The following is a 15326-nucleotide window of genomic DNA, read 5'->3' as shown; positions in this document are numbered from 1 at the left end:
TTCTATTGTGCCGAAGGCCGTAATCAACGGCTTACGCTAAAAATGACAACATTGTCATTATCCTGTCACCGGGCAAACAGGATGATTTCGTTAGAGTAACCCTGGTAACACTCTGGACTTCATTGGAATCATTTACCAGGTCTGCCTGGACGAGAAGCGTTATGTTCACCTTAAAACGACTTAGCATCAGCACAATTTTCCTCCTTGCAGGCTGCGTCTCCCTGGCACCTGAATACCAGCGCCCCGCGGCACCGGTCCCGCAGCAGTTTTCACTGTCTCGCAACGGTCTGATGCCCGCAGCGCAGAATTATCAGGACAGCGGGTGGCGCAACTTTTTTGACGATCCGCAGGTGACAAGGCTGATCGCCGAGGCCCTGAGCAATAACCGCGATTTGCGCATGGCGGCCCTGAAGGTGGAAGAAGCCCGGGCTCAGTTTAACGTCACGGATGCAGACCGCTATCCGCAGTTGAATGCGTCGTCAGGCATTACCTACAGCGGCGGGCTGAAAAGTGACAAGCCGACATCACAAGAGTATGACGCGGGCCTTGAGCTTAGCTACGAACTCGATTTTTTCGGCAAGCTCAGGAACATGAGTGAGGCAGACAGACATAACTTTTTTGCAAGCGAAGAAGCTCGCCGGGCGGTGCATATTCTGCTTGTCTCCAGCGTGTCGCAGAGTTATTTCAGCCAGCAGCTGGCCTACAAACAGCTGCGTATTGCGCGCGAGACGCTGAAAAATTATCAACAGTCTTATGCTTTTGTAGAGCAGCAGCTGGTGACGGGCAGCACGAACGTCCTCGCGCTGGAGCAGGCTCGTGGACAAATCGAAAGCACCCGCGCGGAGATTGCCAAAAGAGAGGGCGAGCTGGCGCAGGCCAATAATGCCCTGCAGCTTGTGCTGGGCACGTATCGCGCGCTCCCGGCAGAAAACGGTGCGAGCGATAGCGCTCTGACACCCGTAAAGCTGCCGCCCAATCTGTCATCAGACATTCTGCTTCAGCGCCCGGATATCATGGAGGCGGAGTATCAGCTGAAAGCGGCTAATGCCAATATTGGCGCTGCGCGAGCCGCTTTTTTCCCTTCAATTTCGCTGACCAGTGGACTTTCAACAAGCAGTACGGCGTTATCCAGCCTGTTCACACCGGCGAGCGGAATGTGGAATTTTATTCCTAAAATCGACATTCCGATTTTCAATGCCGGAAGGAATAACGCCAACCTGAAGCTGGCTGAAAATCGCCAGCAGCAGTCGGTTGTGAATTACGAACAAAAAATTCAGGCTGCATTTAAAGATGTTGCTGATGCGCTCGCCCTGCGTGACAGCATTAGCAGGCAAATTGATGCGCAGCAGCGTTATCTGGATTCACTGCAAATTACCCTTCAGCGCGCCAGAGGATTATATGCCAGCGGCGCGGTGAGCTATATCGAAGTACTTGATGCTGAACGTTCTCTTTTCACCACACAGCAAACTCTACTCGACCTGACCAATTCCAGACAGGTGAATGAAATTAATCTCTACACCGCACTAGGTGGCGGCTGGGTTGAATAACTTATTTATCATTTAACAGGACAATGAATATGCGTAATTCCATTAAAGCCGTTGTATTTGGTGCTCTCTCTGTGATGTTTTCTGCTGGCCTTCAGGCTGAAGTTCATCAGCATGGTGAAATGACTGCTGCCAGCGACGCCGCTTCAGAGCAGGTGATTGAAGGAACCGGTATTGTGAAGGACATTGATCTCACCAATAAGAAAATCACCATTTCTCATGATGCTATCCCGGCGGTGGGTTGGCCCGCGATGACCATGCGCTTCACCTTTACCCAGGCTGACGAGAGTATTACGGCGTTAAAAGTGGGTAGCCAGGTTAATTTTTCGTTTGTGCAGCAGGGCAATATCTCTTTACTGAAGAGCATTAAATAGCGAGAAACGGCATGGCGTCTTTTAAAATAAAATATGCTGCAATGATTATTTCCAGCCTCATCGCAGGTGGGCTGATTTCAGTGACGGCCTGGCAGGTAATGCATTCAGTGGATAAAACAGAAAAGACAGTACCCGAGCGAAAGGTACTTTTCTGGTATGACCCGATGAAGCCAGACGTTAAATTTGATAAACCCGGTAAATCGCCTTTTATGGATATGGACCTGGTGCCGAAATATGCGGATGAAGACGACGAGAAAAGCAGCGCCGGTATTCGTATTGATCCGACACAGGTTCAGAACCTGGGATTAAAAACGCAAAAAGTCACGCGAGGGAAGCTGAATTATTCCCAGACCATCCCGGCCAACGTCAGCTATAACGACTATCAGTTTGTCATTGTGCAGGCACGCGCTGAAGGTTTCGTTGAGAAGGTGTACCCGCTGACAACGGGCGACCATGTGAAGAAAGGCACGCCGCTGATTGATATCACGATCCCGGACTGGGTCGAGGCGCAAAGTGAGTTTTTGCTGTTATCCGGCACCGGCGGAACGCCTACCCAGATTAAAGGGGTGCTTGAGCGGCTGCGGCTGGCAGGCATGCCAGACGACGATATACAAAGGCTGCGCGCAAGCCGAACGATTCAGACCCGATTTACCATCAAAGCCCCCATCGACGGGGTGATCACCGCGTTTGACCTGCGCACCGGAATGAATATTTCAAAAGATAAAGTGGTGGCACAGATTCAGGGGATGGACCCCGTCTGGATCAGCGCAGCCGTCCCTGAGTCCATCGCGTATCTCCTGAAAGACACGTCGCAGTTTGCTATTTCCGTACCGGCTTATCCGGACACATCTTTCCCCGTTGAAAAATGGAACCTTCTGCCGAGCGTGGACCCGGCCACTCGCACGCTGCAGGTGCGCCTGCAGGTTTCCAATAAAGATGAACGTCTGAAACCGGGTATGAACGCCTATCTGAAGCTGAATACCCAAAGCCAGGACATGCTGCTGATCCCGTCTCAGGCCGTTATCGATACCGGCAAAGAACAGCGCGTGATTACGGTCGATTCGGAGGGGCGTTTTGTGCCGAAGCCGATCCACGTGCTGCACGAATCTCAGCAACAGTCCGGTATTGGTTCAGGCCTGAATGAAGGGGAGTCGGTGGTGGTCAGCGGCCTGTTCCTGATTGACTCGGAGGCCAATATTACCGGTGCGCTGGAACGCATGCGGCATCCTGAAAAACATGACGACGCGCATGCTGGTCACTAAGGAGACGACGATGATTGAATGGATTATCCGGCGGTCAGTCGCCAATCGTTTTCTGGTGATGATGGGGGCGCTGTTTCTCAGCGTCTGGGGAACCTGGACCATCATCAACACGCCGGTCGATGCCTTGCCCGATCTGTCTGATGTTCAGGTCATTATTAAAACCAGCTATCCCGGCCAGGCTCCGCAGATTGTTGAAAACCAGGTGACGTATCCGCTCACCACCACCATGCTGTCGGTGCCGGGCGCAAAGACCGTGCGCGGGTTTTCCCAGTTCGGTGATTCCTACGTGTATGTCATTTTTGAAGATGGGACAGATCTCTACTGGGCCAGGTCACGCGTGCTGGAGTATCTGAATCAGGTGCAGGGTAGACTGCCCGCCGGGGTAAGCGCTGAAATCGGGCCTGATGCCACGGGTGTGGGCTGGATATTTGAGTATGCGCTGGTCGATCGCAGCGGAAAACACGATCTCGCGGAACTGCGATCTCTTCAGGACTGGTTCCTCAAGTTTGAACTGAAAACCATTCCGAACGTGGCCGAGGTGGCGTCGGTCGGCGGCGTGGTGAAGCAGTATCAGATTCAGGTTGATCCGTTAAAACTGGCCCAGTACGGCGTAAGCCTGCCTGAGGTTAAGCAGGCCCTGGAATCGTCCAACCAGGAAGCAGGGGGCTCATCCATTGAAATCGCGGAAGCGGAGTATATGGTTCGCGCCAGCGGTTATCTCCAGACTCTTGATGACTTCAATAATATCGTCCTGAAAACCGGGGAAAACGGGGTCCCCATTAATCTGCGTGATGTTGCTCGCGTTCAGACGGGGCCGGAAATGCGACGCGGTATTGCCGAACTAAACGGGCAGGGGGAAGTCGCCGGGGGCGTCGTGATCCTGCGTTCGGGCAAAAATGCGCGTGAGGTCATTACTGCGGTGAAAGATAAACTGGAGACGCTGAAAGCCAGTCTGCCGGAAGGCGTTGAGATTGTGACCACCTACGATCGCAGCCAGCTAATCGACCGGGCAATCGACAACCTGAGTTCCAAGCTGCTTGAAGAGTTTATCGTGGTGGCTATTGTCTGCGCCCTGTTCCTCTGGCACGTCCGCTCTGCGCTGGTCGCCATCATTTCTCTGCCGCTCGGCCTGTGCATTGCCTTTATCGTCATGCACTTCCAGGGGCTGAACGCCAATATTATGTCGCTGGGTGGGATCGCCATCGCCGTCGGCGCAATGGTGGATGCCGCCATTGTGATGATTGAAAATGCGCATAAACGGCTCGAGGAGTGGGATCATCAGCATCCCGGAGAGCAGATTGATAACGCCACCCGCTGGCAGGTGATCACCGACGCCTCCGTGGAGGTTGGCCCCGCGCTGTTTATCAGCCTGCTGATCATCACCTTATCCTTCATTCCTATATTTACCCTTGAAGGACAGGAAGGGCGGTTGTTTGGCCCGCTGGCCTTTACTAAAACATATTCCATGGCAGGTGCAGCCGCGCTGGCCATCATTGTTATTCCTATTCTGATGGGGTTCTGGATCCGCGGGAAAATCCCTGCGGAAACCCGTAATCCCCTGAACCGGCTGCTGATTAAAGCCTATCACCCGTTACTGCTCAGGGTGCTCCACTGGCCTAAAACTACCCTGTTGGTTGCGGCGTTATCCATCTTCACGGTTATCTGGCCTTTAAGTCAGGTGGGAGGTGAGTTTCTGCCGAAGATCAATGAGGGCGATCTGCTGTATATGCCGTCGACCCTGCCGGGCGTCTCTCCGGCAGAAGCGGCGGCGCTATTACAGACCACGGACAAGTTAATCAAAACCGTCCCGGAAGTGGCTTCCGTGTTTGGTAAGACGGGTAAGGCTGAAACCGCAACAGATTCCGCGCCGCTTGAAATGGTTGAAACGACCATTCAGCTCAAGCCGGAAGACCAGTGGCGGCCGGGCATGACGATTGACAAGATTATCGATGAACTGGATCAGACGGTTCGTTTGCCGGGGCTTGCCAATCTCTGGGTGCCGCCCATCCGTAACCGCATTGATATGCTCTCAACCGGGATCAAAAGTCCGATAGGGATCAAGGTGTCGGGTACCGTTTTGTCGGATATCGACGCAACGGCGCAGAGCATTGAGGCGGTAGCCAAAACCGTGCCGGGCGTGGTCTCAGCACTGGCTGAACGTCTGGAAGGGGGGCGCTACGTTGATGTGGATATCAACCGTGAAAAAGCCTCCCGCTACGGCATGACGGTGGGCGATGTGCAACTCTTCGTCTCCTCCGCCATCAGCGGCGCGACGGTAGGGGAAACGGTAGAAGGCGTGGCCCGGTATCCGATCAATATCCGCTATCCGCAGGATTACCGGAACAGCCCGCAGGCGCTGAAGGAGATGCCGATCCTGACGCCGATGAAGCAGCAAATCACCCTTGGCGATGTGGCAGAGATTAACGTCGTTTCCGGTCCAACCATGTTGAAAACGGAAAATGCCCGTCCCGCCAGCTGGATTTACATTGATGCGCGGGGCAGGGATATGGTGTCGGTGGTAAACGACATTAAGACAGCCATCAGCCAGAAGGTAAAACTGAGGCCGGGAACCAGTGTGTCATTCTCTGGACAGTTTGAATTACTCGAGCATGCCAATAAAAAACTGAAGCTGATGGTGCCGATGACGGTGATGATCATTTTCATTCTGTTATATCTGGCCTTCCGTCGCGTGGACGAAGCCTTGCTGATTCTGATGAGCCTGCCGTTCGCACTGGTTGGAGGGATATGGTTCCTGTACTGGCAGGGCTTCCATATGTCTGTCGCAACCGGAACCGGGTTTATCGCGCTGGCCGGGGTAGCGGCAGAATTTGGCGTGGTGATGCTGATGTATTTGCGTCATGCCATTGAAGCGCAACCTGCGTTATCCCATAGGGAAACGTTCACCGAGCAGGGGCTTGATGACGCCCTTTATCATGGTGCCGTGCTGCGCGTGCGGCCAAAGGCGATGACCGTCGCGGTGATTATTGCCGGTCTGCTGCCCATTCTTTGGGGAACCGGTGCGGGTTCTGAAGTCATGAGCCGGATAGCGGCACCGATGATTGGCGGGATGATCACGGCGCCGCTGTTATCGCTGTTTATTATTCCTGCGGCGTACAAGCTCATCTGGCTGCGCAGGCATAAAACGGCGACAGCATTTGCTGAAGATGACAGGGAGCACAACACCTGATGAATTAGCTATTCAATAACCTATTCACACAGCGATTCATAATAATGACAGACCGTTCTGAAACGATACGACAGCTGCTGAGGCAAGGCCCTACATCAGCAAGGCAACTTACTGATATTATGAGGATTAGTCAGCCAACCATCTCGCGAGCGATGAAAGCGCTTGGTGATGAGGTTGTTCGAATTGGCACCGGTCCATCTATTCACTATGTGCTACGCGATGCGTTTCGGGGGTTCAGTTCGGCCCCCATTTACCGCATAAATCTTGCGCCAGCCTACGACATTCTGCCTATGGGGTTTGCGCCTAAGTCAGGTGGCGAAATAGTGAATACACTTCGTCCGGCAACGCTACTTGATGCGATCGGTGGGGAAACCTGGCGTGAAGCGTTGGAACTGGCGGAGCGATTTTATGCTTTAGCCCGCGATTGCGACCGTTTCTCTGCCAGCTTTGCACCTTGTTTGAGGGCGTTACGCGCACATCTTGACGAGGCGAGGTCAAGGATATCACGCCTGGGATAATGAGTATAAATCCCGCCAGTTTATGGCGGGTTTTTTAGGGGAAATGGTTAGCGAGGCGTGTGAGCTTCACGAGTCTGGATGATTAGCTTGCGCCAGGCTCGATTATACAGAGTGAATAACAGCATTTTATAGAAAGACGTAGAAAGAATGCAGCAAGCTGCGTCTTTATCTGTTGCAGTTGAACCGGGCTGGCTTTGCTGATACTGGCAGCCACCTCGTTACAGTGTTGCAGGCGACGGGATAAGACTTTAAACATTTAAATACTCGGCATTTAAGTAGAGAGTGGGTATGTGACCATAATATTAAATTTAACATAATATACATTATGCGCACCGACATAGATTAAGGCAAAATCCAGCATTTCATGGTCATCCTTGTCCTCGTCAACGAACGTGCCCAAACCCACATTACCAGGCATCGAATCCACCATAATCACGCTCCGCTTCTATACTCCGTATTTCACCGCTACTTACTGGAGGCTCAAATGTTTGACCATGTTAAATTTGGCGTAAGTGATTATGAAAAAAGTAAAACCTTCTTCCTCGAAGCCCTTCGGCCGCTTGGCGTAAACATTATCGATGAAGGCGCACCAGACTACGGTGTCGAAATGAGTTCCGGCGATGTTTCACTTTGCCTGTATCAGACACATGATAAGCCAGCACCATTACATATCGCCTTTGTCGCAACAACGCGTCAGCAAGTTGATGACTTTTACAATGCCGCGCTGCGTACGGGCGCGCAAGATAACGGCGCGCCGGGATTACGATCTTACGGCAAAAATTATTATGCCGCGTTTGTCATTGCGCCCGATGGTCATAATATCGAGGCGGTTTGTCATGCCCCTGAAAGCGGCTCATTGGACTGACACTACCGCGACTTCGGTGATCTGCATGCATGATTCCACTTGATCTTGCATGATAATGCCTGTTATGTTTAATTTCATCGCAAAACAGAAATTATCGTGCAATAACATGCATCATCACTCACAGAGGTAGATATGACTCAACAGCTGATTTTAATCGCCGGACCCTATCGTAGCGGCACGGATGGTATTCAGGAACGTATCGATGCCAATCTGGCAAGATTAGAAAACGCAGCGCTTGCGGTGTACGAACGTGGGCACATCCCGGTCATTGGTGAATGGCTCGCCCTGCCGCTGGCGAAGGCCGCAGGGTCAACCTCGTTGCATGATGAAATCAGTGAAGCGATGCTTTATCCCGTTGCCCATCGCCTCATTGGTAAATGCGACGCGATTTATCGCATCGAAGGTGCATCAAAAGGTGCAGATTTGGATATTGAGGTCGCGCGCAAGCGTGGTCTTCAGGTCTACACCTGCTTAGAGAGCATTCCTCAGGCCTGACGGAATCCCCATCAGCGCTCGTAGCTATCATTGATGTCCTGCGTGAGTTTATTCGCGGTGACCAGGACATTATTGAAATGCAACCCCTCAACACCCGATACTTTACCAAACTCGGTGGCATCGACGGAAATATTGTCCAGCGTTAACCCGCAGACAGGACGGTCAGGATAGCCTTCGATAAAAAACGCACGAGAGAATAAGTTGCTGTCTGAACGGCGCGCGGTGATATTGCTAAGCGTCAGGTGGCTCACTTTAGTCAGACCCGCCTCTCCTTCTATCCCGTCAGCCAGTTTGCGCCAGTGCTCAGGCTTATCCTTCAGGTTGCCACTATCACCGTAGCTGTACTGCGGGAACCAGTTCAGTTGGATAAGTACGGGGAAACGCACATTCTGGAGCTGCAAATTCCGCACCGTGACGTGGCGGATAAACCCGCCGCGATTGCGGGCTGACTTAATGCGAAACCCAACCCCCGTGCCGTTAAAACGGTTGTTTTCGATCAGTACGTGCTCGATCCCGCCGGAGGTTTCACTGCCCAGGGTAATGCCGGATCCCTTGTTCAACACGCATTCGCGAATGACAATGTCCCTGGCCGTACGGGCTTTTTGCGCGGCCTCGCGCCCGCGGCCCGCCTTAATGCAGATATTGTCGTCATTGCAGGAAACCGTACAGCGCTCAATTCGAACCTGTTCGCAAGAATCAATGTCGATTCCATCGGTGCTTGGTCCCGCAGAATTAATGATACTCAGGTTCTCGACTGCAACATCGCGGGAATAACAAAGGTGAACATTCCAGAAACCGGACTCGCAGCTGGTGAAATCCTTGAGCAGGATATTCTTACTTTCATACACCAGAACATTGCGTGGCCGCTGGCAATCATAGTCCACCACCCAGCGTAAACCGCTGGCGCTGTAGTCCCCAACCATGCCGCCGTGTTCATCATCTCCCCAGAATCGCTGCCACCAGATCCGCCCTTGCCCGTCGAGGGTACCCGTTCCGGTGAGGCTTACGTTCCGCGCGTTAATCACGTTGATCATGCCTGCTGGCCACCGCATATCAATGCCGGCAACCCGAGTGTCGATTAAGGGGTAATCGTCCAGGTGCTGGCTGCCTAAAAGCACCGCACCTTGCGCCAGATGCAGCGTGATGTCGCTTTTAAGAAAAATGGCGCCGGTAAGATAACGGCCTGCAGGGATCACCACGCTGTCGCCAGGCTTCGCTTTCGCAATAGCCTGCTGGATAGCCGTCGTTGAAATACGTTCAGCACTCGGATCTGCCCCGAACGTTAAAACTGAAATGTCTGCCATGGAAGCCCTTATACTGTTGAAAATCAGCAGTATAAGAACTCGCTTAATCAATAACCTTTACCGCAAGGACAGCCTGACCAAAAAGCTGGCAGAAAAACGGTTATTCATGTGTCCGATCAGCGGTTTTAACGATCGTCACGCCCTTCTCTGTTATCGCATTTATCCAGGCCCGATCCGTGCCATCTTCCACAACCATCGTATTCGCCAGCGACACCTCGCCAATCGCAAATGACGAGGCGGTATTAATTTTTTCAGGAGAAGCCAGCACAATGGTCTCCGCGGCTCTGCCGGAAAATGCACGTTTGATGCATGCCTCCTCGAAATCGCCGGTCGTCAGCCCTGCCTCCGGGTGAATGCCCGTTACCCCCATAAAGAACAGATCCGCATGTATGTTCCCAATGCCTTCGATAGCTGCCGCACCTACGGTGACAATCGAGTGCTTGTACAGACGTCCGCCGATCAGGATAACGTCAATCAAAGGGTGCTCGACCAGACCCAGCGCAATACTCGGGCTATGCGTGACGACGGTAATCTGCAGGTCTGAGGGCAAAAACGTGATTAACTCAGCGGTAGTCGTGCCACCGTCGATAATCACCACTTGTCCTGCCGAAATAAGCTGAGCGCCCTTTCGGGCAACGTTTTTCTTCGCATCCATTTTCACGGTTTTACGCTCGGCAAAAGGAACTACCGCCGACGATGCCGGCAGCGCACCGCCGTGCACGCGCTGCAAACGCCCTTCTGCCGCCAGCTCGCGGAGATCGCGCCGGATGGTGTCTTCAGATACTGAAAAATGGACGCTGAGTGCCGTCGACTGTACCTGACCTTCCGCTTCGAGTTTTTCCAGAATCAATTGTTTTCGCTGACTGGTGAGCATCGGACTTTCCTGATGTTGCATGTTTTATCTTGAGGGTGCACGATAGTGCTGTTTATGATCTTAACTCTACGTAAGGAGAGCCGAACGTGCAATCAAAACGCGCAGATATCCGCATTATCGAGAGCGAAACCCTATCTGATAACTGGTACATACTGAAAAAATTTACCTTTGATAAACGACGCCGCGATGGCGAGTGGCAGCGCCAAAGCCGAGAAGTGTACGACCGGGGCAACGGAGCCACCATACTGCTCTACAATCGCGACAAAAAAACGATCATCCTCACCCGCCAGTTCCGCTTTCCGGTCTTTATCAACGGCCATGAAGGCGATCTGATAGAAGCCGCCGCCGGGCTGCTCGACAATATGGATCCTGAAAGCCGCATTAAAGCGGAAGCCGAAGAAGAGACCGGGTTTACGGTGTCGCACGTAGAGAAAATTTTCGAAGCCTATATGAGCCCCGGCTCGGTAACGGAAAAACTCTATTTCTACCTGGCGGAATATCACCCTCTGGATCAAACCGGCAAAGGTGGCGGAATCAAATCAGAGGGGGAAGATATCGACGTGCTTGAAGTGACGCTGGACGAGGCGCTCCGCGGCATTGAGACCGGCCAAATCGTAGACGGCAAAACCATCATGCTGATTTACCACGTCGCCCTGAAAGGGATCTTATAAACATCGCGTTGTCAGATACCTGCCGCTGTGCGGGTATTTGTCTGTGCTATTCTTCCTTAATCCCGTGAAATGGAGCTGCGAACATGTCCGACTGGAATCCTTCTCTCTACCTGCAATACAGCGCGGAACGCACGCGCCCTGCCGCCGAGCTTCTGGCGCGTGTTCCGTTGGATGCGGTGACCACCGTCATTGATCTGGGGTGTGGTCCGGGCAACAGTACCGCATTGCTGAAGCAGCGCTGGCCATCGGCACACATAACAGGGGTGGATAACTCTCCCGCCATGCTGGAGGAAGCGCGCAGCGCGCTGCCTGAATGTCACTTTGTCGAGGCAGACATTCGCCAGTACACACCACACCAGCCGCTCGATGTGATCTACGCCAACGCCTCTTTGCAGTGGATCCCGGACCATTACGATCTGCTGCCGCATCTGGTTTCGCTGCTTCGCCTGAATGGCGTGCTGGCGATTCAAATGCCCGACAACTGGCTTGAACCTACGCATGTTTCAATGCGCGAAGTGGCTTACGAACAAGGGTATCCCGACCGTGGCCGTGAGCCGCTGCCCGGCGTGCATGCCTACTATGATATTTTGACGGAGGCCGGGTGCGAGGTGGATATCTGGCGGACAACCTATTTCCACAAGATGAGCTCGCACCAGGCCATTATTGACTGGGTCAGCGCCACGGGATTGCGTCCGTGGCTGCAGGATTTCAACGAAAGCGAGCGAAAAACCTACCTGAAGCGCTATCAGGAACTGCTGGAAGAGCAGTATCCGCTCCAGGAGAATGGGCAGATACTGCTGGCGTTTCCACGGCTTTTCATCGTCGCTCAGCGTCAACCCTGAGGTGGCGTTCAGGAGCGGGCTTCTTTCAGAAGCTGTTGAATGACCTGCTCCTGTTTGTCGTAGTTACCCTCGCCGAATGAGGTATAGCGTAGCTGTCCTTTCGCATCAAAGAAGTAATGCGCGGGCCAGTACTGGTTTCCAAATCTGTTCCAGATTTGATACTGATTATCCGCCACCACTCGGTACGGGAGTTGCCATTTATTGACCGCATTTTTTACGGACGAAAGCGGTTTTTCCCATGGATATTCTGGCGTGTGAACGCCAATCACCACGAGTCCCTGAGACTGGTATTTGTTGGCCCAGTCCCGAACGCGGGGAAGCGTATGCTGGCAGTTAATGCAGTCCCAAGTCCAGAAATCGATCAGAACCACCTTCCCTCGTAGTGACTCAGACGTGACAGGGTCACCATTTAGCCATCCGGTGCCGCCGCTCAATGACGGTAATTCACTGCTCGGCGCGCTGTCCACCACCGGCTGCAATTTCACGGTTGAGGTCGACGGTTTTGCCAGGTTTAACAGTGAGTTTTCGAGCCGATCGGCGATGCCATTTGCCCCTTTTAAGGCCGACGTCATCCCCGTGACGTTGAATGCCACCGCGGCCAACATCACAGCACCTGCCGCCTGACGCAGTCGACCCATGAGCGCCGATTTCGCCCTTAACGGCTGAATCAACTTACGGCCTCCGGCAACAAGCAATCCCAGCATCAGCGCGCATCCGCTACCGTAGGCGATGAGCAGCGTGCCGGTGGTAAGGGGCGAGTGACCCGCGATATTGATGCTGAAGATCGCGCCAAGAATGGGGCCCGCGCAGGGAGACCAAAGCAGGCCGACCGCGAGCCCGGCCAGAAATGCGGCAGACATCCCACGCGTTTGTCCGCTTCGGGTATTCAGCACATTGCCGATATGGACCGCGGGTGTGGCAATACGCTGAGCAATCTGCGGGAAAATCAGCGCAAGGGCTGTGGTAGCCAAAATCATGAGTGCAATCCAGCGCCCTACCAGGGTGGCTTGCACGATCCACTCGCTGGCAGCCGTGACGGCCAGGGCCACCAGGGTGAACATCACAACCATGCCCGCGAGAAGCGCCGCGACGTGTCGCCGCTGCCCCTGAAAGCCAGCAAACAGCAGCGGAATAACGGGGAGCGTACAGGGGCTCAGCAGGCTAATCATCCCGCCTAAAAAAGCGATAATCAGAAACATAACGACCTCACATAACAGATTGGCTGCGTAGCTGCAGTGAGGTTATTTCAACGTACTGATGTGTTCAGATGATGTGCAAATCTGCGCGATTTCTCTGCCACCGTATCCGTACGGAACGCAGATACAAAGCCGTACAATCAACGGCGCGGCAGCGCGACGGAAACCTCCAGTCCCCCTTCGGTGCGATTCGCCAGGCGAAGTTTCCCGTCCAGCTGCGCGGTGAGCTGCGCCGCGATGGCAAGGCCAAGCCCGGTACCTCCCGTATCGCGGTTACGGGACGTTTCAATACGATAAAAAGGCTGTAATACCGCATCAAGTTCGGCATCAGGAATTCCCGGCCCGCCGTCTTTGATATGGATAACAACCTGTTCTGCCTGAGGCTCAATTTCAATCTCGGCGTAATCACCGAATTTAAGCGCATTGTCCAACAAATTGGTCATTACCCGCCGCAGCGCCTGGGGGCGAGTGACGATGGGCAGCCTTTCGTCGCTTGCCTGAAACTGCACGTTCTTACCGATGTCCTGATAATCACTGGCAAGGGTGTTTATCCAGGCGTTTAACTCCATCTTCACCGTGGCTTCTTCCAGAATTTCTGATGAGCGGGCATAGGCAATACCCTCCCGAACCAAACGCGACATGCTGTCGAGGTCGTTAAGCAGCTTGTCACGCAGTTCAGGTTGTTCGGCCATTTCAACGCGCAGCTTCATACGTGTTATCGGGGTCTGCAAATCGTGTGAAATGGACGCCAGGATCTGCCCGCGCTCGCGGAGGTAAGCCTGAATGCGGGACTGCATGGCGTTAAAGGCATGCGCGGCGCGCTGCACCTCGATCGGCCCCTGCTCGGACATGGCGGCATGTGATGACGGGTCAAGGGAGTCGACCGCGCGAGTAAACTGCGAGAATGGCCGCACCACCTGACGCACGGCAACCCACGAACAGGTGGCCAAAAGCAGCAGTTGTAAAATCAGCACCACGGGTAGCCAGCTGGCGACCGGCGGCATGCGGGGGATGAGATCAATCGTAAGCGGCGCACCGTCGCTTAAGGTGATATGCGCCTGAATGTGCGACACCGGCCCGGCAACGGCCGTAAAATAAAGGGGGTAGTCTGCAGAAAGCGTCTCTTTGAGGGTGCGCACAGCATCTTGCGACCGCTTGTCCTGCGGGGCCGCGCCCGGTTCGCCCGGCCCAAGAATATAGCGGTAATTTCCCCGGTCAAGCCGCGCCAGCCAGGCCGGACGTTCATTCGCCGGAAGACGGTCAAGAATGGCGACACTGGTAGCAACATCATATTCCAGGTTACCCAACATCACCGTGCGGGCGCTGCGCATGCGCTCCACCATAACCAGCGTCAGGCTGAGCGCATTTGCCAGTAGCAGCCCAACCAGCACAATAATCAGCAGCCGGGTCAGCAGCGATCGCGGCCAGAGGCTCATTCATTAACCTCCTTAATGGTCACCGGCATGGTGAAAACGTAGCCTTCACTACGAACGGTTTTAATGTAGGCCGGCGTTCGCGCATCTTCATTCAGACGCTGGCGGACGCGGCTCACCAACAGATCGATCGAACGTTCAAACAGTTCGGCATCTCGCCCCTGAGTCAGGTTCAGCAGCTGGTCGCGCGTCAAAACGCGTTGGGGATGGTCAAGGAAAACGCGCAGCAGGCGATATTCCGCACCGCTAAGCGCCACGATCGTGCCTTCCGGGTCGATAAGATGACGAGCAACGGTGTCGAGCTGCCAGTCGCCAAACTCAACCAACCGCCCTGCTTCGGTGACCTGCAAATTGGGCGGCATCGTGCGAAAACGACGCATAATGGCTTTGATGCGTGCCAGAAGCTCGCGGGCAACAAAGGGTTTAACCACGTAATCGTCGGCGCCCATTTCCAGCCCCAGGATCCGGTCCGTCTCCTCGTTGCGGGCCGTCAGCATCAGTATCGGCAAATCTTTATGCTTGCTGCTGCGCAGCTGTCGACACAGCGTCAGACCGTCTTCGCCCGGCATCATCACATCCAGCACAACCAGGTCGACGTGCTGTTTATTAAGCGCCGCATGCATCTCTTTCCCGTTCGCCGCGCCGGAGGCGTGATAGCCGGATTTAATGAGATAAGCGACAATCAGTTCACGAATATCCCTGTCGTCATCGACGACAAGGATATGATCAATATGCTCCACCGCAAGCTCCAGAATGAAGGG

General features: G+C 53.9%; 14 protein-coding genes. 9 read left to right on the top strand and 5 right to left on the bottom strand.

The window, feature by feature from the left end:
- Window positions 1-161: 161 nt before the first annotated feature.
- The 7 genes from EXW94_RS04200 (at window position 162) to EXW94_RS04170 (ending at window position 8245) form a co-directional block, all read left to right on the top strand.
- A complete protein-coding gene (locus EXW94_RS04200; RefSeq protein ID WP_174339565.1) occupies window positions 162-1547 on the top strand; it encodes an efflux transporter outer membrane subunit in 1386 nt (461 codons plus the stop codon).
- A 29-nt stretch (window positions 1548-1576) separates the two neighbouring features.
- Window positions 1577-1918, top strand: coding sequence for a cation efflux system protein CusF (gene cusF, locus EXW94_RS04195; RefSeq protein ID WP_174339564.1), 342 nt, complete (start codon window positions 1577-1579; stop codon window positions 1916-1918).
- 11 nt (window positions 1919-1929) lie between these two features.
- Window positions 1930-3180, top strand: coding sequence for an efflux RND transporter periplasmic adaptor subunit (locus EXW94_RS04190; RefSeq protein WP_174339563.1), 1251 nt, complete (start codon window positions 1930-1932; stop codon window positions 3178-3180).
- Window positions 3181-3190: 10 nt separating this feature from the next.
- Window positions 3191-6367: a Cu(+)/Ag(+) efflux RND transporter permease subunit SilA gene (gene silA / locus EXW94_RS04185; RefSeq protein WP_174339562.1), complete on the top strand. Its 3177-nt coding sequence runs from the start codon at window positions 3191-3193 to the stop codon at window positions 6365-6367.
- Window positions 6368-6411: 44 nt separating this feature from the next.
- Window positions 6412-6885, top strand: a complete 474-nt coding sequence (locus tag EXW94_RS28460; protein WP_174339561.1) for an ArsR family transcriptional regulator — start codon at window positions 6412-6414, stop codon at window positions 6883-6885.
- 484 nt (window positions 6886-7369) lie between these two features.
- Window positions 7370-7750 carry a VOC family protein gene (locus EXW94_RS04175; RefSeq protein WP_126816517.1) on the top strand — a complete coding sequence of 127 codons (381 nt, stop codon included), beginning with the start codon at window positions 7370-7372 and terminating at the stop codon, window positions 7748-7750.
- 132 nt (window positions 7751-7882) lie between these two features.
- Window positions 7883-8245 (top strand): DUF4406 domain-containing protein, encoded by a 363-nt coding sequence (locus tag EXW94_RS04170; protein WP_126816516.1) that lies wholly within the window; start codon window positions 7883-7885, stop codon window positions 8243-8245.
- 11 nt (window positions 8246-8256) lie between these two features.
- Here EXW94_RS04170 and EXW94_RS04165 read toward each other — a convergent pair whose 3' ends face one another.
- Together EXW94_RS04165 and EXW94_RS04160 are read right to left on the bottom strand one after the other, a co-directional pair.
- Window positions 8257-9549, bottom strand: coding sequence for a glycoside hydrolase family 28 protein (locus EXW94_RS04165; RefSeq protein ID WP_174339560.1), 1293 nt, complete (start codon window positions 9547-9549; stop codon window positions 8257-8259).
- Between the two features lie 100 nt (window positions 9550-9649).
- Complete coding sequence (locus EXW94_RS04160) at window positions 9650-10423, bottom strand: DeoR/GlpR family DNA-binding transcription regulator (RefSeq protein ID WP_174339559.1); 774 nt, start codon at window positions 10421-10423, stop codon at window positions 9650-9652.
- An 86-nt stretch (window positions 10424-10509) separates the two neighbouring features.
- Between EXW94_RS04160 and EXW94_RS04155 the strand changes: the two genes are divergently transcribed.
- Window positions 10510-11094, top strand: a complete 585-nt coding sequence (locus EXW94_RS04155) for a GDP-mannose pyrophosphatase (RefSeq protein ID WP_174339558.1) — start codon at window positions 10510-10512, stop codon at window positions 11092-11094.
- Window positions 11095-11177: 83 nt separating this feature from the next.
- Entirely contained in the window at window positions 11178-11936 is a 759-nt protein-coding gene (gene tam, locus EXW94_RS04150; RefSeq protein ID WP_174339557.1) for a trans-aconitate 2-methyltransferase, read from the top strand.
- Between the two features lie 8 nt (window positions 11937-11944).
- Here the strand turns inward: tam and EXW94_RS04145 are convergent, their stop codons facing one another.
- The 3 genes from EXW94_RS04145 to EXW94_RS04135 form a co-directional block, all read right to left on the bottom strand.
- Window positions 11945-13135 carry a cytochrome c biogenesis protein/redoxin gene (locus tag EXW94_RS04145; RefSeq protein WP_174339556.1) on the bottom strand — a complete coding sequence of 397 codons (1191 nt, stop codon included), beginning with the start codon at window positions 13133-13135 and terminating at the stop codon, window positions 11945-11947.
- Between the two features lie 137 nt (window positions 13136-13272).
- The gene (locus tag EXW94_RS04140) at window positions 13273-14568 is read right to left on the bottom strand and encodes a HAMP domain-containing sensor histidine kinase (RefSeq protein WP_174339555.1); all 1296 of its coding nucleotides are present in this window, start codon (window positions 14566-14568) and stop codon (window positions 13273-13275) included.
- A complete protein-coding gene (locus tag EXW94_RS04135; protein ID WP_042718094.1) occupies window positions 14565-15305 on the bottom strand; it encodes a response regulator in 741 nt (246 codons plus the stop codon). Before EXW94_RS04135 ends, EXW94_RS04140 begins: the two co-directional genes overlap by 4 nt.
- Between the last annotated feature and the right edge of the window lie 21 nt (window positions 15306-15326).

Source organism: Enterobacter sp. JMULE2, from assembly GCF_013337145.1.
GTDB classification, from domain to species: domain Bacteria; phylum Pseudomonadota; class Gammaproteobacteria; order Enterobacterales; family Enterobacteriaceae; genus Enterobacter; species Enterobacter mori.
This window is presented reverse-complemented; position numbering and strand designations above follow the sequence as displayed.